A 20,895-nucleotide genomic window follows, 5' to 3' on the forward strand; every position below is an offset into this window, starting at 1 on the left:
TGTTCACCGCTTTTTTATTTGATAGGGATAACTGTCGATACCCTAAATAATTCGTGTTGCAGGAAGGCGACCACCGAGTAAATCCCCAGAAACTTACCTAAGTAGGTGACCGGGGGTGAATTAAGGCAGCCAACGCACATGTAACGCGAAGTATAGCGGGTCTCTTTATTCGCGGAACAAGGCTTCAATACTCAAACCTTGTGTTTGCAGAATTTCCCGCAAACGACGTAAACCTTCAACCTGAATCTGGCGGACACGTTCTCGTGTCAAACCAATCTCACGGCCAACATCTTCCAGGGTTGCCGCTTCATATCCTAACAAGCCAAAACGACGGGCCAGTACTTCACGCTGTTTTGCATTCAATTCAAACAACCATTTAACGATACTTTGCTTCATATCGTCATCTTGCGTTGTATCTTCCGGACCATTTTCATTTTCGTCAGACAGAATATCTAACAAGGCTTTCTCTGAGTCGCCGCCTAAAGGTGTATCAACAGACGTGATACGTTCGTTAAGGCGTAACATACGGCTCACGTCATCAACCGGCCTGTCGAGTTGCTCAGCAATCTCTTCTGCGCTCGGCTCATGATCCAATTTATGGGAAAGTTCTCGGGCTGTACGCAGATAAACGTTTAATTCTTTGACGATATGGATAGGTAAACGAATAGTACGGGTTTGATTCATTATTGCCCGTTCAATCGTCTGACGGATCCACCAGGTGGCATAAGTGGAGAAACGGAAACCGCGTTCAGGATCAAACTTTTCCACCGCACGGATAAGACCAAGGTTACCCTCTTCAATCAGATCCAGCAGCGCTAAGCCGCGATTACTGTAACGGCGAGCGATCTTCACCACCAACCGCAAGTTACTTTCGATCATACGCCGACGTGAAGATACATCTCCGCGCAATGCACGTCGGGCAAAATAAACTTCTTCTTCTGCGGTTAACAGTGGTGAATAACCAATCTCACCAAGGTAGAGCTGTGTCGCATCCAGCACCCGCTGGGTAACACCTTGCGCCAACAGCTCATCTTCTGCTAACTCGCTTTCGGTGGGTTCATCGTCTACTGATGCTTTTTCATCGAAAATTTCAGTTTCCGTACTGTTTTCATCAAAATCAGCATCTTCATGTAACTCGTTAACTTTCAGCGTATTTTGGCTCATATGCTGCTCCTACCCGTGAATCCGGCGAACAGAATACAACGTACTCTGCCCAATCTATCGCTGCGGAAGGTAACGCAGCGGGTTTACGGATTTCCCCTTGTAACGAATTTCAAAATGCAATCTAACTGAACTGGTTCCGGTGCTACCCATGGTTGCTATTTTTTGACCCGCCTTCACTTCTTGTTGTTCCCGGACCAGCATTGTATCGTTATGAGCGTAGGCGCTCAGGTAATCATCATTGTGTTTGATGATGATTAGATTACCGTAACCCCGCAGTGCGTTCCCGGCATACACAACTCGCCCATCTGCTGTAGCGAAAATTGGTTGCCCACGAGAACCGGCGATATCAATCCCTTTATTGCCCCCTTCGGAAGCAGAGAAACTATCGCTCGTTTTACCTTCAGTTGGCCACTTCCAGCTACTGACTGGACCACCATTACTGGTTGGCTCACTGATGGGACTGCTTGGCGCGATAACAGGTGCGGTTGTAGCGACAACAGCGCCTGACGCTGGTAACATTTTACCAACATTCTGTTTACCCGAGCTTCCAGAATACGCGCTAGTTGATTGAGAATCAACCGTTGTAGTTGTGTTCTGAATATTTGCCGGCGGTTTTGCGATTCCACCTGATGTGGCATCGGTCGCAGCTAACATCCCACCGCCAGTTCCATTACCCAACTGGATAGATTGCCCCACATTCAGGCTATATGGTTCAGCAATATTGTTTTTTGCTGCCAGATCACGGAAGTCATTCCCGGTTATCCAGGCGATATAAAACAGCGTGTCACCACGCTTAACGGTATAAGTATTACCGTTGTAACTTCCCTTGGGAATATTGTCATAACTACGGTTATAAACCATTCGGTTACCCGAACTGTTGGTATCCGATCCACTTAGCATGGTACCTGAACGATCACCACCGACACTGCTGATTGGCGCAGATGTTGAATTATCATTGCTACAACCAACCAACCACAAACTCATAACCGTACATGCCGCTACCCGGCGTAATGTAATCATTGGGCTTCCCGTGCTCATGCTTCCCCCATGACAGCAATAATAAGCGATATATTCAATACAGATGCGCGCATGCTATCAATACCACGCCTGCCATACCATAAAATTTATGTTACTGATTTTGGGTCGATCTTTGGCACAAACTATCGTTTCTCTGATGTAGTGCAAGATGAGGGCTGAAATAACGACATTTATTCAGGCCAACTCGCCTTTAACCAAAGGAACAAAACGCACGGCCTCTACAGTCTCAATCTGGAATTCATTGTTACGACGCTGCACACATTTCAATGTTTGAGCCTGTTCCCCAACCGGAAGAACCAATATTCCCCCCTCATCCAATTGCTCAAGTAACGCACTCGGAATTTCGGGCGGAGCCGCTGTCACAATGATCGCATCAAATAGCCCGCGTGATGCCCAACCGAGCCAACCATCACCATGGCGGGTCGAGACATTATGCAGATCCAGCTGTTTCAGGCGACGTTTTGCCTGCCACTGTAGCCCTTTGATTCGTTCGACTGAACATACATGTTCGACTAAATGCGCCAAAATAGCGGTCTGATACCCAGAACCGGTACCGATCTCTAATACCCGAGAAGTCGGTGTCAATTGCAACAACTCTGTCATCCGCGCCACCATATAAGGCTGAGAGATAGTTTGCCCTGAACCTATAGGCAGAGCTGTGTTCTCATAGGCCTTATGGGCCAACGCTTCATCAACAAAACGCTCGCGCGGCACCGCTTCGATCGCCTGTAACAAGCGTTCGTTCTGAATACCTTGCTGACGTAACTGCATCAACAATGTCTGCATGCGTTTATTTACCATTCCCCGTCAACCTCAATGTTGGCTAACCCGTAATGTTGGCTAACCAGTTTTCAACCACATCTTGCGCCGCATAAGTAGTTAAATCGACCTGAAGTGGCGTTATAGAAACATAACCAAGCTCTACCGCAGCAAAATCAGTGTCCGGCGCGACATCAAACTTCTCTCCTGGGGGCCCAATCCAATAAAGATCCTGCCCTCGAGGATCCTGCTGACAAAATACCTGCTCTGCCGGATGGCGGCTACCACAACGTGTTACCCGCATACCTTTAATCTCAGATAAAGGTAAATCAGGTACATTAATATTCAGTATTTTACCTGTACGCAACGGTTTATGGTGTAACGCCCTTAATATACGGCAAGTTATCGCCGCTGCCGTATCATAATGCTGATGACCATTAAGCGAGACGGCCAAGGCAGGGAAACCGAGATGCCGCCCCTCCATGGCTGCCGCCACCGTCCCCGAATAGATAACGTCATCACCCAGATTCGGGCCAGCATTGATACCAGAAACCACAATGTCGGGCCGGGGGCGCATTAACGCATTGACGCCCAAATAGACACAATCTGTCGGTGTCCCTTGCTGTACGGCGATATCATCATTGGATAATGTGGTGATGCGCAATGCGCTATCCAATGTCAATGCATTGGAAGAACCACTGCGATTACGGTCTGGAGCAACGATTTGTACCTGTGCGAACTCGCGCAATGCCCCCGCCAGCACTTGTATGCCCGGTGCAGAAATACCATCGTCATTACTCAGCAAGATCCGCAGCATCAGCATTATCCTGATTCATGATTTCCCGTACCACACTGGTGGCGAAGCTACCGGCGGGTAACCAAAAGCAGAGTTCAAGGGTCACATCATCCCACCAATTCCACGCCATATTCTGTGGTTTCAGCAGCACAGCCCGCCGTACCCCTTCCACACGTTCACGCTTAATCAAAGCCAGTAAATCGGTTTGATCCGCCAAACATGCCAGTTCGAAAGCCAGTGCCTCGCCCTGAGTTCCCAACTCACCATCACCCGGTAGCGGAGCAGTAATATTCAGTTCACCAGCATCAACACGCTGCTGTAACGCGGCTAATTCATCGGCTACGGCGACAAACCAGCTACCGCGACCCGATAGCTGCAAGGCATCGCCTTCCAGTACCGTAGTGGCTTGCTGTTGTGCCAAACGATGGCTGCTAATCAGGTTGAACATTGCGCTACGGCTGGCTGACAGGTAAAAGCTGCGTTTACTGCGCTCTTTGACCCGGATTTCGTTATTGGCCCACAAGCGAGCCTGCACTAGATTGTTGCCACCACGGCCAAAGCGCTGGCTACCAAAATAGTTAGGCACGCCATCTGCCGCTATCTGCTGCAATCGTTGTTCTACGTCCTGACGCGCCGTTATGTGGCGCAACACCAAGGTAAAGGCATTGCCTTTCAGTGAGCCGATACGCAGCTTTCTTTTCTGGCGCACAGACTCCAGCACTTCACACCCTTCCAGTTCGAAGGTGGCGAGATCCGGTGCTTCTTTGCCCGGCAGGTGTAAACAGAACCACTGCTCAGTGACGGCATGACGATCTTTCAAGCCCGCATAACTCACCAGGCGCGGATGAATCTTGGCAAAGCGCGCCAGATAGTCAGCGACAAACTGGGTATTACAGCCATTTTTGCGGATCCGAACCAGCAAATGCTCGCCTTCACCATCCGGTTCAAAACCCAGATCCTCGACCACCACAAAATCTTCCGGATTAGCTTTTAAAATGCCGCTCGCGTTGGGTTTGCCGTGAAGCCAGGTTAGATTTTCCATGTCCATATTTATGCCTTAGCCTTGTGATGCTTTAACTAACAGTGCCACCGCTTCACATGCAATGCCTTCACCACGGCCGGTAAAACCAAGCTGCTCAGTCGTGGTGGCTTTTACATTGATATCATCCATATGACATTGTAGGTCTTCCGCCAAATGAACGCGCATTTGCGGAATGTGGGGGGCCATTTTGGGGGCCTGGGCGATAATCGTAATATCCAAATTACCCAATTTGTAACCTTTCGCCAGAATACGGCGGTAAGCTTCACGCAGTAGACCACGGCTATCGGCACCTTTAAATGCCGCATCGGTGTCGGGGAATAATTTGCCGATATCACCTAATGCAGCCGCACCCAACAGTGCATCGGTAGCCGCATGTAATGCGACATCACCATCAGAATGCGCCAACAAACCTTGCTCGTAGGGGATACGCACGCCACCAATAATCAGTGGGCCTTCACCGCCAAATTTATGAACATCGAAACCATGACCGATTCGCATTAATTGCGCTCCTTATAATACCCTGCTTACTTGCAGCCGCAGCCGTATTAGCTACAACACCGGTTACTTTGGGTATTGTCGTTGGGTTAAATAAAACGCTGCCAGCGCCAGATCCTCCGGACGCGTCACTTTGATATTATCCGAACGGCCAGGAACTAATATCGGATGATAACCACAATGCTCTAGCGCAGAGGCCTCATCGGTGACCACTGCCCCGTCTTGCAGGGCACGGGATAAGCACACTTTTAATAATTCAAGCGGGAAAAGTTGAGGTGTAAGGGCATGCCACAAGTCCTGACGATCGACGGTATGGGCAATGGCCTGAATGCCAACTGCACCACGTTTCATGGTATCCCGCACCGGTGCGGCCAAAATACCCCCGACTTTGCTATTCCCAATGATCGATAACAATTTATCCAGATCGTCGAGATGCAGACAGGGGCGAGCTGCATCATGGACCAGCACCCATTTGGCCTGCCCTGCATGTTGCAAGCCAGCCATTACGGAATCAGCCCGTTGTTCACCACCGTGAACAATACTGATACGAGGGTCTTGCGCGATAGGTAGCGTTGAAAACTGTGCGTCCTGAGGATGTATCACCACGATAATTTGCTGGATCCGTGGGTGACTCAGCAAAGAAAGAATCGCATGTTCAATGATTGTCTTGCCCCCAGCAGTTAAATACTGTTTAGGGCAATCAGCCTGCATACGGCTGCCAATACCTGCCGCCGGTACTATTGCAATAACTTCAGGCGCAATAACGTCAGGAATAGAGGCTACAAAATGATTCATTATTTATTGTTGCGCGTTATTTTGCGACGAAGGAAGACCCGCATTACGTCTGGATTGGTCAGGAACCAGACGATAGAAATTTTCGCCGAGTTTAATCATACCCAGTTCGTTACGTGCGCGTTCTTCGATCGCCTCTTGACCACCGTTTAAATCATCAATTTCAGCAAATAGCTGATCGTTCCGGGCTTTCAGTTTACTGTTATTGACCTCTTGGAGAGATACGTCATCCTTAACCCGAACAAAATCATGAACACCATTCTTACCCAACCACAGCGAATACTGTAGCCAGCCAAGTAAAACCAGTAATAGTAGTGTAAGTTTTCCCATTCCCGCCCCCCAAAAACTGCCTAATCATCCCACAACTTTTCATCGGACTCCACTCTGCAACAGAAATAGGCCATAAAGTCGTAATTAAGGTCGATTAGCGGCCAAATGATAACTCTACTTTTGCTCGCTTCATTTAATGAATCTAGCGGGTATTGTCCCGTCCGAATACGCCAAAACAGATGATCATTAAGTGAGCTTTTGTTTGTGTTTCTGAGTAAAAAATCAAGAATAATAAAAAGAAAAACAAGTTATAAAATGAATTAACACCCTATTCCAACCTCCCATTCTCATTCAAGCGTCTTTTTCTACGTAAAAAAGGGAATATACCAAGGGATACGGATTTTTATCTGTTCACTATATTAAACAAATGTTCTAATATTTCACCCCATTCGACAGGATAATTCTGAATTTTATGTATTCAGTTAGAACTGTCAAAGATACCGATTCTTATTTTGCCGGGGCAAAACCGATGGAAAAACAGACCATGCCAGCAGACAATGAATTGTTAACTGAAATTGCCGTGTCTTATTACCAAGATGAAATGACTCAGGAAGAGATTGCACATAAGTTTGGTATTTCAAGAATTAAAGTGGGTCGGTTGCTTAAGCGGGCAAAAGCCGAAGGCATTGTTGAGATTACAGTACGTTACCACCCCGTGTTTAGCACCCGCCTTGAACAGCAACTTATTGAGCATTTTGGCTTGAAACGAGCACTGATTGCGTTGGATTATCAAGATGAAGACGAACAGCGACGTCAAGTGGCCTCGTTGGTATCCACCTATCTGGCCACAAATTTAAAAGACAACACAGTATTAGCCGTTGGACAGGGGCGTAATATCGCGGCCATCGCCGACCATGTCAGTATCGTTCCGGAAAAGCACTGTAAATTTATCTGTGGCATTGGGGGAACACATCGCCCTGGTGACGCCATTAATGCCGACCATATCAGCCGACGTTTGGCTAAAAAATTTGGTGGTACCAGTGAAAGCCTTTATGCACCCGCGTATGTGGAAAACCGTGCATTAAAAGAAGCCTTTATGCAAAATGGAACCATCAAAGAAACGCTCGACCGAGCCAGAAAGGCCGATATCGCACTTGTCGGTATTGGTGATATGAACGAAAACAGCTATATGGTGAAACTGGGCTGGTTCACACCGCAAGAAATTGTCGATGCCAGTCTGCATCAAGGTGTGACCGGTGAAATCGCAGGGTACGATTTTTTTGACGCCCAAGGTCAGCCAGCCAATACCGTAATGAACGATCGGGTTATCGGTATCAGTACCCAAGAATTGCGCCAGATCCCTTGCGTTATCGCTATCGCCGCTGAAAGTACCAAAGCATTGGCTATTCTGGGTGCCTTACGCACCGGTGCGATTGATATTATTGCCACCAGCGCATCAAATGCGCGCACTATTTTGAAAATGATCCAGCATCAACCCTGAGCTGGGCGTGAAGGATCTGCGGCCAGCATCTCTGCTGACCGCAGTCTCTGGGTTCCGTGTTCTGTCCAGATTTTCACGATATCAACCGTTGCTCTACCGAATCAGCCAATTGGCTCAATATTAAACAACATGATGTTGCGCCCGCATCTAAAACCCCCCGAGAACGCTCACCCAAACGACTTGCCCGGCCAATCCTGGCGACTAAATCAACGGTAGAGTCGCGTCCGGTATGCGCAGCACTTTTCATAAGATGAAGTGACTCAACGAAAGATTTATTCTGTTGCTGCGCCAGTTCAAAGGCTTCGACCGTCGGAATTAGCGTATCCATAATGCATTTATCCCCCACACCGGCATCGCTGACATCCTGCAAGCAGGAAAGCCCGCCTCTCAACATGGCGCTAAATGCAGTGGCATCTATTTTATCGCAGTGGCGAACGCTATCCGCCATACCCATAAAAATGCTGCCATAAAGCGGCCCCATCGAACCACCAATACCTTCCATCAAAGAATCAGACAGCACATCCAGCGCCTCAGACACCGTCAGATTTTTACCTTTTATATTATCGGCACAAATATTGAAGCCTTTGGCCATATTAATACCGTGGTCACCATCACCAATAGCGCCATCTATCTCACTCAGATAATCTCGATTGGCGATAATTGTCGCCACCAAGTCTTCAACAATCGGGGTGCCGTCTTTGATACAAAATACGTTCATCATCCCTTACTCCACCTGCGTTAAGCCTAATGAATGAGTGGGTACGTCAATCAAATTCTTTAATTCATCGTCCAGTTTCATTAATGTCAGCGTGACCCCCATCATGTCCAAAGAAGTAAAATAATGACCAATATAAGGGCGATAAATTTTTATCCCCTTTTCCGCTAATAATTTGGCCACTTCAGCATAATAGATATACAACTCAACGGCAGGGGTTGCCCCTAAACCGGAGATCAAAACAGCCACATTATCGCCTTTAACAAAAGGCCTATCACCGACCACGATATCCACCATGGTTTTGGCAATCTGATCCGCACGTTGTAATGGCTCAACCCGAATGCCCGGCTCACCATGATGACCAATTCCCACTTCCATCATGCCATTTTCAATATGGAAATTAGGTTTACCCACCGCCGGAATGGTACATGAAGTTAAGCCCACGCCCACCGAACGGCAGTTATCAATCGCTTTTTGCGCGACATCGATAACCGCGTCTAATCCATAATTTTGAGCTGCCGCCGCCGCACCTACTTTCCACATGAAAATTTCACCGGCCACCCCACGGCGTTTCTCTTTTTCTGCCACTGGTGCAGAGGCCACATCATCATTGGCGACGACAGTTCTGACCTTTATCCCCAGAGCTTCAGCTTTTTTGGTCGCCATTTTGACGTTCATATTGTCCCCGGCATAATTACCGTACAGACAAGCCACGCCCGCACCACCATCAGCGGCTTTAAATGCAGCTAAAAATGCGCCGGCAGCGGGTGAGGAGAAAATCTCACCAATAGCGACAGCATCCAGCATATTTTTACCGATATAGCCTAAAAATGCCGGCTCATGGCCAGACCCTCCCCCGGTGACAACACCAACCTTCCCTTTATAGGGAGCCTCGGGGTGTTTCAACACTTTCTCATGATCCGTTTTAGCAAAGAAGTGCGGGTAAGCCGCCAGATAGCCTTTGATAGCATCTTCAACAACGTGGTCGGGGTCATTAATAATTCTATTCATGACAATCTCCTTGGAATAGAAAATAGATAGAAATCCTGATGCAACACGATATGACTCGTCGAGAACTATTGGATGGTATACCCACCATCAATCACCATATTTGCACCGGTTATCATGTTGGCCGCGTCACTGGCCAGGAACAATGCACAGGCAGCCACTTCGGCTGGATCGGCAAAACGGCGGGTAGGAATTTTCAGTTTCATCTCTTCAGCCACCTGACCTGACCAAGCCTTCTGACCCAACGCGGTTAATACCACGGTTGGTGAAATAGCATTAACTTGTATGCCTAACGGCCCCCACTCTAACGCCAGCACTTTAGTCATGCCGATAACCCCAGCTTTACTGGTGCAATAGGACAAGTGGTTGTGTAACGCGACAATCCCAGCCTGAGAGGCCAAATTAACGATTTTGCCATGACCCTGTGCAATGAAATGTTTCCCCACTTCCTGGCTCATGAGGAAAACACCTTTCAGATTGACATCGATAGTCCTATCCCAATCTTGCTCGCTCACCTTTTCTGCCGGATCCAGCGCCACAATCCCGGCACAATTGACCAAAATGTCTAACTGACAAAAGGTATTAATGGCCTTGGCGACCACCTTCTTAACTGATTGGCTATCACTGACATCACAATGCAATCCACTCGCATTCTCGCCATCTAACTGCTTTGCTACCTCGGCGACGTTATCGGCGCGATCAATCAGGATGACTTTCGCCCCCTTAGCCAGATAGAGCTCGGCAATGGCGTAACCGATACCCGCCGCCCCGCCAGTAATTGCGGCAACTTTACCTTGCAGAGAAAAATCAACACTGAACCCGTTATATTCACTTTTCATGTTTTAAGTTCCTTTTCAGTCACTCTCTGGCTATCAATATTTATCGGGCGATAACCCCCTGGATTACAGCGTTTCCTTAACCTCATAAGCCTGATCATGTTCTTTCAATAACTCATCAGGGCTAGCTACCGGCAAGGTGACAAACCTCATCAGAATGGCGGCGAGAATGTATAGCCCAGAGAACAACCAAATGATGCCTTCAATGCCTAAAGGAGTGATAAAGAGAGTGACGATCAGTGGCCCGACGAAGGCACAAAGCCCGGCACCAAGGTTCAACACCGACATAGCAGCACCTTTATCATTTGGCGCAAGGCTTGGCATAATGGCTGACAAGGGAACGAATCCGGCAAAACATGCGCCCAGAGCACCCGCAGCCAGCAGGGTATAGCGATAACCTTCAACACCAAAGTAGGTCGGGACGTAATAAAGCAACAGGACACAGATGGCGCTGCCCACACAACCGAACCACATAACCGTATTAGTCCAGCCACACCGGTCGCTGATCACCCCGGACAATAAGTTGAAGACAATATTGACGGTCCACATAAAGGCATAAATAGACAACCATTGGTCACGGGTAAAACCAATAACGTCCTGTAGATAAGTCGGGAGAAAAACGATCAAACCAAAAGCGAATGACAGGTTGATGGTACGAACTATGCCACCCAACCCGATTTTGTAATTTTCAAAGGCTATCGATACCCCTTTGAACAGATAAGAGAAGGTTTTAGGTGGGCCATCCGTTAGCGCAGTGACGTTGCTGTCTTTGCTCAACATCAGGCCGATAACTGCCCCGATCAACACAAAAACAATACCACTCCACAGCGTATTCACTTCACCTAACAACGGCAGTGCAATACTGGCGTAGAACACACCAAGAACGCTTAAGCCACCGGTAAATACAAACCAGAAAATACCCACCGCCGAGCCCAGCTTGGCTTTCGGCGCTTCATAGGCAATCCAGACTAAAAAACCATAAGAGAATAAAGGATAGCCAAGCCCACGTAACGCATAGGTCGGAACCATAATTGACAGGTTATTACTGGGTAAGCCGACCGATAAAAACAGCACTGAACCTATCAAGAAAATAACCACACCGGCGGCCATCACTTTTTTAGCGGTAAACATTTCCGCCAATACGCCGGAAAGCCATGCAGCAATAGCAACAGCAAAGCCGTACACACTGAACATCAGACCAGACTCTTCAACTGTCAGACCACGCTGAATAATGAAATCGGATAGCCAACTTTGCTCCAGACCTTCTCCGGCCATAAATATCAGTACGCCGATATAACCTAATAATATTTTCTTAGGCAGCCCTATCCTTTTAACCAACATGTTTAACATGGTGCATCACCTATGGTTTGATAATAACGCAATGATTAATATCAATTTATATCTGTCTTATTCATCGAGGTTATTTATCAGCATCCACCCTAATGACGTCGAATCAGGCGGATGCGTACCACCCGATTCAAAAGCAGACACGCTGATTACCTCAGATTGGGATCGAGAACGACTTTAAGTGAACCGATACCTTTTGTGACCAGATCAAAACCTTCGGCAAATCTCTCCAGCGGCAGAATATGCGTCACGACGCCTTCGGTAGGCAGGTCACCGTTACGGATACCTTCAATCACCAATGGGTAGCAATAAGGCCCAAGATGTGACCCCAGAATATCCAGTTCTTTGCGGTCACTGATGATGCTCCAGTCGACAGTCACCGGCTCTTTAAATACCGAGAACTCAACAAAAGTGCCCAACTTGCGGAGCAACGTTAATCCTTGCTCTACCGCCTTTTGTGCTCCAGTAGCCTCAATGTAGATATCGCAGCCATAGCCATCGGTCATTTCTTTAATAATGGAAATTACGTCATCCTTGGCTGGATTAAGCACCAAATCAGCACCAAACTCCTTCGCCAGTGCCAGGCGATCATCAGACAGGTCTAAGACGATAAGTTTACCGGGACCTGACTTTTTGATGGCCCCCACCATCCCCAACCCTAACGTCCCCGCACCGGCAAGAACCACCACATCACCGAGTTTGATATTCGCGCGCTGCACGGCGTGAAAAGAACACGCATAGGGTTCGATCAGAATGGCTTTTTCCAGTGGAAGATCGTCCGGAACGCGGTAATTAATCGCCTCTTTGGTGAATTTCATGTATTCAGCCATCGCGCCATTAACGTTGTGCTGGAAACCGTAGAGATCATGTTTTTCACACATCCAGTACTGACCACGATTGCAGAACCGGCACTCCCAGCAAGGAACGATTTGTTCAGAGGTCACCCGATCGCCTAACTTAAACCCTTCAACTTCAAGCCCCAAGCCAACAACGTGACCGATAAACTCATGACCGGGGATCATCGGAGCTTTGATATAAGGAGGCTGTTTATCATCGCCCCAGAAACTGGGGGCACCGCTAAAAGCTTTGGTATCCCCGGCACAGATACCGCAACCTTCAACCTTAACCAAAATCTCTTTAGCATCAATGGTTGGAACCGGGACTATCTCAAGCCGATAATCTCCCGGTCCATAGGCAACAACTGCACGCATTTTTTCTGGAATACCTGCAAGCATCCGAGCATCTTTAGAACTTTCGTTATGCATGATTAACTCCTTCAACGACTATTTTTGTTAGTTATTTAAATTCATCACAAACACCAGATGAACATAAGATACTTACATGTACTATTGAACAGTATGATTAAGCACCGGCTTTCGGCTATTAAAAAATGTTCAGGCTGTGAGGGAGATCATGAATAAAAACCAACAGGTAATAACCCTTGTTTATGTGAGAGATTAAACACTCACTCAAAAACTTATCAGAAGTCCTGTTAACACAATAAATCATTTAAAATTGATCATAAGTTTATTGACTGAACATATGAAAAGATTGAATATGATAAACAAATGAATGCATGATGAACTTTTGTAAGGTGGAACTTTATCGGTTTGCCGATGCGGATCATCAAGTAATTAGCTAGATAACAATATGCAACGGTAATAAAAGTGATTAATCGGATTACCGTTCAATTTGCTAAGGGGTGAAATATGTTGTCTATTGCAATCGGCTGTGATGATGCGGCTATTGATATGAAAAATCAGATCCTTACCTTTCTTCAAGGCAAAAACATTACCGTGATTGATTACAGTTGTGATCAACAACGCGAACCCACCCTGTATCCAGATATCGCCGTTCAGGTGGCTCAGGCAATTAAGGATGGAAAGCATGAACGCGGAATTCTTATCTGTGGAACCGGTATTGGAATGAGCATCACGGCCAATAAAGTTCTGGGCATTCGTGCAGCACAATGCCATGACACCTTTTCAGCTCAACGGGCCAGAAAAAGTAATAACGCACAGATCATCTGCCTGGGAGCACGCGTTATCGGGATTGAGTTAGCCAAAGTCCTGGTTGATACCTGGCTTGATTCTGAGTTCGATGGGGGCGGTTCAACAGAAAAAGTGGAACGCATCAGCTATTACGAGCAACGGCAACATCTCTGAGACTCGGCCTCTGCCGCGACCATTTCAGTTGAATCAGAGGCAGAACTCCCTCAATACACCTATCTACTTAATGCAGCCATTAACGATGCAAAAAAACGGTGGGGATAAAGAAAAACGGCAGGCGATGCTAGTTGGTCAGTGCTCACCAACCGGTAAGAAATGAAAACAGCATCCAGAATAAGCACACCACGGCGATACCGGTTCCCCCAATGGCGGGCAACAGATTACCGCGTGATAGCAGACTCAGTGCAATGCCTATCAGCACTGAAACAGGCATCAACGCCAAAAAAAACGGCCAAGTGTACAACAGAAAGAAAACGGTATTCGGGCCGTAGACAAAGAAAGGGATCGCGAACGCCAGCCAATAGAAAACAAAACCGGTGACTCCGCCAAGAAAGGAGTACGACGGCTCATCGCTTTCCCGCTGTTCGTCGAGAGTAACTTGGGTGATATTCTGCATAGAAATCCCGTGGGCACAGTTTAATACCGGCACGCTCTAAGGGCGTTTTACCAGCAGCTATAAGTATCTATACCCAAAATAATTCGAGTTGCAGGAAGACGGCAATTGAGCAAATCCCGATGAGCTTACTCAGGTAAGTGATTCGGGTGAGCGAAAGCAGCCAACGCACATGCAGCTTGAAGTATGACGGGTATATTAGGATTTGATAATAGCGCGACCACGCAGTACGTCTAACAATTGTTCAATCAAATTTGTTACTAATTGTTCACCCTGCAAATGAACATCAGAATGTTCCGGTGATTCATAAACGGAGTCGATACCGGTGAAGTTTTTCAGCTCACCGGCACGGGCTTTTTTGTATAAGCCTTTAGGGTCACGAGCCTCACAAATTGCCAGCGGCGTATCAACAAACACCTCGATAAACTGGCCCGATGACAGCATATTCCGCACCATTTCCCGCTCAGCCCGATGAGGGGAGATAAACGCCGTCAGTACCACCAAACCGGCATCCACCATTAGTTTAGCCACTTCCCCCACCCGGCGAATATTTTCGCGCCGGTCAGCATCAGAAAAGCCCAAATCACGGCATAAGCCATGGCGTACATTGTCGCCATCCAGTAAGTAAGTACTAACACCGCGAGCAAAAAGTGCCTGTTCCAGCGCGCCGGCCAGGGTAGATTTCCCTGAACCGGACAACCCGGTAAACCACAGCACGACCCCCTGATGGCCGTGTTGCTGCTCACGATCTTGTCGGGTAACCGCATGAGGATGCCAGACGATATTCTCATCAGCGGGTAGAGCGTCCTGCTCATGAATGTTCACGTTATAGATTTCCACCGGATCAACCTGCACGTTATTTACCCCCTAACAAATCGCGCGCACCCCAATGCGGGAAGTGACGACGAACCAGCGCATTCAGTTCCAACTCAAATGAACCGAATTCAGTGTTTTCCGGATAAACCGATTCCAACGTTTCACGGATCAAACCCGCACCAACCGTGACATTACTCAAGCGATCAATAAATATCAGGCCGCCAGTATCGCGATTACGTTGGTAGCTATCCAGTACCAGCGGTTCATCAAATGCCAGTTCAACTAAGCCAATACCATTAAGCGGCAGGCTTTCTACCACGCGTTGGGTCAGTGAGTTGATTTCCACCTGATATTGAATATTTTCCACGCGCGCGCGGGTCTTTTTCCCAGCCACTTTGATGTCATAACTTTGCCCAACCACCAGTGGCTGTTCCGCCATCCAGACCACATCCACCAGTGCATTCTGGGCCGTTTTCAGCGTTTCACTGGCATCAACCAATAAGTCGCCACGGCTGATATCGACTTCGTCAGCCAACACCAGAGTAATCGCTTCCCCAGGGATAGCGTGGGTCAAATCACCATCAAAAGTGACTATTCGTGCAACGCTAGACTCCACACCGGAAGGCAGTACTTTTACTTTCTGCCCAACCCGCACCACACCGGCAGACAAGGTGCCAGAATAACCACGGAAATCCAGATTTGGCCGGTTAACATACTGCACCGGGAAGCGCAGTGGCTGCTGGCGGCTGGCATTAACCACATCAACGCTTTCCAGCACTTCAAGTAATGTTGGCCCGGAATACCAATTCATCTTCTCGCTCGGTGATGCCACATTATCGCCATCCAGCGCAGATAACGGGATAAACTTGATATCGAGATCGGTCGGTAGCTGCTCGGCAAAACTCAGATAATCGGCTTTAAATTGTTCGAAGACGCTTTCCTGATAACCCACCAGATCCATCTTGTTCACCGCCACCACTAAATGGCGGAGACCCAGTAAGGTCGCGATAAAGCTATGACGACGGGTTTGATCCAATACCCCTTTACGGGCATCGATCAATAAAATCGCCAGGTCACAAGTAGAAGCACCGGTGGCCATATTACGGGTGTATTGCTCATGCCCCGGAGTGTCAGCAATGATAAATTTGCGTTTTTCAGTCGAGAAGTAACGATAAGCTACATCAATGGTAATGCCCTGCTCACGCTCAGCCTGCAAGCCATCCACCAATAATGCTAAATCCAGCTTTTCACCCTGAGTGCCAATCCGCTTACTGTCAGTGTGCAGCGTGGATAACTGATCTTCGTAGATCTGGCGGGTATCATGCAGCAATCGGCCGATTAGGGTGCTCTTACCGTCATCGACACTGCCGCAGGTCAGAAAACGCAACATGGTTTTATGCTGCTGTGCGTTCAGGTAAGCCTCCACCCCCCCCTCGTTGGCAATCTGCTCGGCGATGGAGGTGTTCTGTAAAATCATCGACTTGTGTTCTGAAACTGACGGATTACCTGCAACAAATTGATCATCGACCACAGGTTGGTCTTGTAATTTCGTGCTCATCGGACGCTCCTCAGAAATATCCCTGACGCTTTTTAAGCTCCATGGAGCCGGATTGATCGCGGTCGATCATTCGACCCTGGCGTTCACTGGTAGTGGCAATAAGCATCTCTTCAATAATGGCGGGCAAGGTTTCTGCCTCGGACTCTACCGCGCCCGTCAGTGGCCAGCAGCCCAAGGTACGAAAGCGCACCATTTTCTGAGTAATAACTTCACCGGGTTGTAAGTCGATACGATCGTCATCCACCATCAGTAACATGCCGTCACGTTCAACCACCGGACGAGGTTTTGCCAGATACAGGGGGATAATGTCGATCTTTTCCAAGAAGATATATTGCCAGATATCCAGTTCAGTCCAGTTAGACAGCGGGAATACGCGGATACTTTCGCCTTTGTTAATCTGGCCGTTATAGTTGTGCCACAGTTCTGGCCGCTGGTTTTTTGGATCCCAGCGATGGAAACGGTCGCGGAACGAATAAATACGCTCTTTGGCGCGCGATTTTTCTTCATCACGCCGTGCGCCACCGAAAGCCGCATCAAAACCGTATTTGTTCAGCGCCTGCTTTAAACCTTCGGTTTTCATGATATCGGTATGCTTGGCACTGCCGTGGACAAACGGATTGATGCCCATTGCCACGCCTTCCGGATTGCGATGAACCCGTAATTCACAGCCAAATGCTTTGGCTGTACGGTCGCGGAATTCATACATCTCGCGGAATTTCCAACCGGTATCCACATGCAGCAACGGAAATGGCAAATTACCGGGGAAAAATGCCTTACGCGCCAGATGTAGCATTACAGAAGAGTCTTTCCCAATGGAATAGAGCATCACCGGGTTACCGAATTCGGCGGCCACTTCACGGATGATATGGATGCTTTCCGCCTCCAATTGCCGCAAATGAGTGAGTCGTTTTTCGTCCATAACAGATCCTTTATGCCAAATTCACGACTGACGGGCTGATGGCCTGTTCAGTCTGCGATTGTTGCCCGAACCAGGCTATTTGGTGATGTAAATCCACCACTTCGCCGATAACCAGCAGTGCGGGTGTAGGTGCCTGATGTGCGAGTGATTCAAGCTGTGCCAAGGTACCGGTCAGGACTTGTTGGTCCGCACGAGTTCCCCGGCCAATAACCGCCACGGGGGTGGTAGTTGCCCGCCCATGGGCTATCAACTGTCGGCTTATCTCAGCCGCTTTTACGGTTCCCATATAAATCGCCAAGGTCTGACGGCCACGGGCCAGTGCTTGCCAATCTAAATCGCCACCGTCAGCGCGACAATGCCCAGTAATAAAGGTCACGCTCTGCGCGTAGTCACGGTGAGTCAGTGGAATACCGGCATAGGCTGTCGCCCCGCTAGCTGCCGTCACCCCTGGTACCACCTGAAACGCGATACCAGCACGCGCCACAACTTGTAACTCTTCACCACCACGACCAAAAATAAACGGATCACCGCCTTTCAGCCGCACCACCCGTTTCCCAAGCTGTGCCAGAGTAACCAGCAATTGATTGGTTTCCTCCTGCGACACCGAGTGAGTACCCGCCCGTTTGCCGACACAGATGCGCTCAGCATCACGCCGAACCAAATCCAAAACTTCCGGGCTGACTAAATGGTCATACAGCACCACATCAGCCTGTTGAATGACTTGTAGACCACGTAAGGTCAATAAACCGGGGTCACCGGGGCCTGCACCCACTAAGGCAACCTCGCCCTGAGTGCTACGCTGACCCTCCAGCGCTAGTTGTAATTCGTCTTCTGCCTGTGCCAACTGGCCACGGCTGATCAGGCTGGCAAAGCGGCCACTGAAGGCATTTTCCCAAAAACGACGGCGCTCTCCCATGGTGGCAATCTGCTGTTTGACCCGTCCACGCCAGCGCCCGGCAACAGCGGCCATGTCGCTCAGGCTACCAGGTAACAAAGCTTCTAGCTTCTCACGCAGTAAACGCGCCAGTACTGGAGCCTGGCCAGCAGAGGAAATCGCCACGACCAGTGGGGAGCGATCAACAATCGACGGGAAGATAAACGAGCAGCGAGGTTGGTCATCAACCACATTCGCCAGAATGTGCCGCTGTTCTGCCGCGGCGAAAACAGCCGCATTCAGCACGGTATCGTTAGTGGCAGCAATCACCAGAAATACGTCATCCAACTGTTCGGGCAAAAAAACCAATGCCTGCCAGTTAATACGGCCATCCTGATGTTGTTGTTCAAGTTCAGATGAAAGAGTCTGCGCCACTACCCGCACCTGTGCACCCGCGCGGTGGAGTAATTCAATTTTTCGCGCCGCAACTTCGCCGCCGCCAACAACCAACACCGGGCGTTTTTTCATGTCGGCAAATAGAGGTAGATAGTCCACAACGTCCTTCGATTACATGATAAAGCGTAGGGTGACTATAGGGGGGGGCCATGGCCTTATGAAATGACGAAAAGTAATTACAAGTTCCATAATGATATATAGGCGTAACCATATGGCTTGCAGCTATGTTTGCCAATGACCATTGTGGGCAACTTTCTTATTTGTTGACATAAAATTCTGTACTTTAGGAAGTATACGAATTGTCTATTTCTCCGGAGAGTTTCATACTATCTGCTAAATAATTCGAGTGGCAGGAAGGCGGCAACTGAGTGAGTCCCCATGAGCTTACATTGGTAAGTGACAGGGGTGAATGAAGGCGGCCAACGCACATGCAACTCGAAGTATGATGGATATACCATGCCAACAGGTATTGCGCAGACTATAAACAAGGATATTTCGGTATGTTTTCCCGCCGTCACCTAAAGTGGGCACTATTCACCCTATGTTTCAGTTCCGTTTTGCCGCTACATGCAGCATCCAATCCTGCTCTTGGTCAAATCGCTGAGCAGCAAATTCGCCATCTCAGCACCTACTTCCCTGGCCGTATGGCGGGCAACCCAGCCGAACTACTGGCAGCCGAATATATCAATCACCGTTTTCAGCAGATGGGTTATCAAAGCAACTTACGTGGTTTCAATACCCGTTATCTGTACACCAGTAAAAATGGCAAACAAAGTTGGCGGACACTGAGTGCCACCTCGGTAATTGCCGCTCGCAGCACCTTACTGAATAAAAATATATCGCCAAATAAAAACGATGCGATCAGTCAAGCAAATGACCAGAAACAGATCATTATCATGGCGCACTTTGATACCTATACGCCGCAAAGTGATCATGATTTGGATAAAAATCTTGGTGGACTGACACTGCAAGGTGTCGATGACAATGCATCAGGCGTGGGTGTGATGCTGGAACTGGCAGAGCACCTTAAAGATATACCACTGCGCTATGATTTGCGTTTTGTGGCACTCAGCGCCGAGGAAATTGGTGCACAGGGGGCAGAGAACTATTTACAACGGATGAGCAAAACAGAGAAGGCCAACACGCTACTGGTAATCAATGTAGATAGCCTGATTACTGGTGACCGCCTCTACTTTAACGCCAGTAACCAGCCCGCAGCCATCGCAGCAAAGGAGCAAGCACTAACGTTGGCACGCCGCTATGGCATTACTGCTGCTACCGTAAAAAGTCAGGTAGCATCTCCGTGCCGGGCGGATAAAAATGTCTTCTATACCGCCGGATTACCGGTGTTATCCGTCGAAGCCAGCAATTACACTTTGGGTAACAAGGATGGCTGCCAGCAACGAGCCATTAGTCACCACTTTCCCCAAGGCATAACCCGCCACCAAAGCCCGTTAGATAATTTAAATTATCTGGATAAGTACTTGCCGGGTAGGATCAGTCAACGCACACACGATAGTGTGAAAATACTGCTGCCCTTGGTACAGGGGTTAGTCGCAGATAAAAAATAATATTGGCTTTGCGAAACATCGTGGTTATAAAAATCGCAGTCAGTTTCTGGCTGAACTGGCGCGGGCGCGGGCGCGGGCGCGGGCGCGGGCGCGAATTATCCGCTAATGGTTAATAAAAGCGAGAGCTATCAGCATCCCCAACTTGGTGATTAATCTCTGAGAAAGGACAACCACACCAAAGAATACAACGTAGAAGTCACCTCTGAAAAATCAGAGGTGACTTTATATTACTCCATATAAATAATACATTAACAATATACATATTATTAATTACGCCAATTACATTAATTACAAATTTAAAATAATCCAACCATAA

Annotated in this window: 21 protein-coding genes; 3 read left to right on the forward strand and 18 right to left on the reverse strand. The window is 48.3% G+C overall.

What is annotated here, in order from left to right; all coding sequences use genetic code 11:
- Window positions 1-165: 165 nt before the first annotated feature.
- From rpoS to ftsB, 8 genes are all read right to left on the reverse strand, one after another.
- Window positions 166-1,164, reverse strand: a complete 999-nt coding sequence (gene rpoS / locus AEP37_RS11210; protein ID WP_049613348.1) for an RNA polymerase sigma factor RpoS — start codon at window positions 1,162-1,164, stop codon at window positions 166-168.
- Between the two features lie 54 nt (window positions 1,165-1,218).
- The gene (gene nlpD, locus AEP37_RS11215) at window positions 1,219-2,184 is read right to left on the reverse strand and encodes a murein hydrolase activator NlpD (RefSeq protein WP_049613350.1); all 966 of its coding nucleotides are present in this window, start codon (window positions 2,182-2,184) and stop codon (window positions 1,219-1,221) included.
- A 192-nt stretch (window positions 2,185-2,376) separates the two neighbouring features.
- Window positions 2,377-3,003 carry a protein-L-isoaspartate(D-aspartate) O-methyltransferase gene (locus AEP37_RS11220; RefSeq protein ID WP_049613352.1) on the reverse strand — a complete coding sequence of 209 codons (627 nt, stop codon included), beginning with the start codon at window positions 3,001-3,003 and terminating at the stop codon, window positions 2,377-2,379.
- 22 nt (window positions 3,004-3,025) lie between these two features.
- Window positions 3,026-3,778 (reverse strand): 5'/3'-nucleotidase SurE, encoded by a 753-nt coding sequence (gene surE, locus AEP37_RS11225; protein ID WP_049613353.1) that lies wholly within the window; start codon window positions 3,776-3,778, stop codon window positions 3,026-3,028.
- Window positions 3,756-4,805, reverse strand: coding sequence for a tRNA pseudouridine(13) synthase TruD (truD, locus tag AEP37_RS11230; RefSeq protein WP_049613355.1), 1,050 nt, complete (start codon window positions 4,803-4,805; stop codon window positions 3,756-3,758). Before truD ends, surE begins: the two co-directional genes overlap by 23 nt.
- Before the next feature lie 9 nt (window positions 4,806-4,814).
- Window positions 4,815-5,297, reverse strand: coding sequence for a 2-C-methyl-D-erythritol 2,4-cyclodiphosphate synthase (gene ispF / locus AEP37_RS11235; protein WP_049613356.1), 483 nt, complete (start codon window positions 5,295-5,297; stop codon window positions 4,815-4,817).
- A gap of 63 nt (window positions 5,298-5,360) precedes the next feature.
- A complete protein-coding gene (ispD, locus tag AEP37_RS11240) occupies window positions 5,361-6,089 on the reverse strand; it encodes a 2-C-methyl-D-erythritol 4-phosphate cytidylyltransferase (RefSeq protein ID WP_049613357.1) in 729 nt (242 codons plus the stop codon).
- Between the two features lie 3 nt (window positions 6,090-6,092).
- A complete protein-coding gene (ftsB, locus tag AEP37_RS11245; protein ID WP_049613359.1) occupies window positions 6,093-6,416 on the reverse strand; it encodes a cell division protein FtsB in 324 nt (107 codons plus the stop codon).
- 469 nt (window positions 6,417-6,885) lie between these two features.
- On the opposite strand from ftsB, the gene AEP37_RS11250 reads away from it, so the two are divergent.
- Complete coding sequence (locus tag AEP37_RS11250) at window positions 6,886-7,857, forward strand: sugar-binding transcriptional regulator (protein ID WP_049613434.1); 972 nt, start codon at window positions 6,886-6,888, stop codon at window positions 7,855-7,857.
- 73 nt (window positions 7,858-7,930) lie between these two features.
- Here AEP37_RS11250 and dhaL read toward each other — a convergent pair whose 3' ends face one another.
- The 5 genes from dhaL to AEP37_RS11275 form a co-directional block, all read right to left on the reverse strand.
- Window positions 7,931-8,578 (reverse strand): dihydroxyacetone kinase subunit DhaL, encoded by a 648-nt coding sequence (gene dhaL, locus AEP37_RS11255; protein ID WP_049613361.1) that lies wholly within the window; start codon window positions 8,576-8,578, stop codon window positions 7,931-7,933.
- 3 nt (window positions 8,579-8,581) lie between these two features.
- Complete coding sequence (locus tag AEP37_RS11260; protein ID WP_049613363.1) at window positions 8,582-9,583, reverse strand: dihydroxyacetone kinase subunit DhaK; 1,002 nt, start codon at window positions 9,581-9,583, stop codon at window positions 8,582-8,584.
- 65 nt (window positions 9,584-9,648) lie between these two features.
- Complete coding sequence (locus tag AEP37_RS11265) at window positions 9,649-10,419, reverse strand: SDR family oxidoreductase (protein ID WP_049613365.1); 771 nt, start codon at window positions 10,417-10,419, stop codon at window positions 9,649-9,651.
- 63 nt (window positions 10,420-10,482) lie between these two features.
- Window positions 10,483-11,766, reverse strand: a complete 1,284-nt coding sequence (locus AEP37_RS11270; RefSeq protein ID WP_049613367.1) for an MFS transporter — start codon at window positions 11,764-11,766, stop codon at window positions 10,483-10,485.
- Between the two features lie 146 nt (window positions 11,767-11,912).
- The gene (locus AEP37_RS11275) at window positions 11,913-13,028 is read right to left on the reverse strand and encodes an MDR/zinc-dependent alcohol dehydrogenase-like family protein (protein WP_049613369.1); all 1,116 of its coding nucleotides are present in this window, start codon (window positions 13,026-13,028) and stop codon (window positions 11,913-11,915) included.
- 444 nt (window positions 13,029-13,472) lie between these two features.
- On the opposite strand from AEP37_RS11275, the gene rpiB reads away from it, so the two are divergent.
- Entirely contained in the window at window positions 13,473-13,928 is a 456-nt protein-coding gene (gene rpiB, locus AEP37_RS11280) for a ribose 5-phosphate isomerase B (protein WP_049613371.1), read from the forward strand.
- 142 nt (window positions 13,929-14,070) lie between these two features.
- On the opposite strand, the gene AEP37_RS11285 is transcribed toward rpiB, so the two are convergent.
- The 5 genes from AEP37_RS11285 to cysG form a co-directional block, all read right to left on the reverse strand.
- A complete protein-coding gene (locus tag AEP37_RS11285; RefSeq protein WP_049613372.1) occupies window positions 14,071-14,388 on the reverse strand; it encodes a DUF3561 family protein in 318 nt (105 codons plus the stop codon).
- Window positions 14,389-14,583: 195 nt separating this feature from the next.
- Window positions 14,584-15,240, reverse strand: a complete 657-nt coding sequence (gene cysC / locus AEP37_RS11290) for an adenylyl-sulfate kinase (protein WP_202905464.1) — start codon at window positions 15,238-15,240, stop codon at window positions 14,584-14,586.
- 1 nt (window position 15,241) lies between these two features.
- On the reverse strand, window positions 15,242-16,759 hold the full coding sequence (gene cysN, locus AEP37_RS11295) for a sulfate adenylyltransferase subunit CysN (RefSeq protein ID WP_049613373.1): 1,518 nt from the start codon (window positions 16,757-16,759) through the stop codon (window positions 15,242-15,244).
- Window positions 16,760-16,769: 10 nt separating this feature from the next.
- Complete coding sequence (gene cysD / locus AEP37_RS11300) at window positions 16,770-17,678, reverse strand: sulfate adenylyltransferase subunit CysD (RefSeq protein WP_049613374.1); 909 nt, start codon at window positions 17,676-17,678, stop codon at window positions 16,770-16,772.
- 10 nt (window positions 17,679-17,688) lie between these two features.
- On the reverse strand, window positions 17,689-19,107 hold the full coding sequence (gene cysG, locus AEP37_RS11305; protein ID WP_049613375.1) for a siroheme synthase CysG: 1,419 nt from the start codon (window positions 19,105-19,107) through the stop codon (window positions 17,689-17,691).
- Window positions 19,108-19,508: 401 nt separating this feature from the next.
- On the opposite strand from cysG, the gene AEP37_RS11310 reads away from it, so the two are divergent.
- Complete coding sequence (locus AEP37_RS11310) at window positions 19,509-20,579, forward strand: aminopeptidase (protein ID WP_049613378.1); 1,071 nt, start codon at window positions 19,509-19,511, stop codon at window positions 20,577-20,579.
- Window positions 20,580-20,895 lie beyond the last annotated feature (316 nt).

Source organism: Yersinia pekkanenii (genome assembly GCF_001152565.1).
Taxonomy (GTDB): domain Bacteria; phylum Pseudomonadota; class Gammaproteobacteria; order Enterobacterales; family Enterobacteriaceae; genus Yersinia; species Yersinia pekkanenii.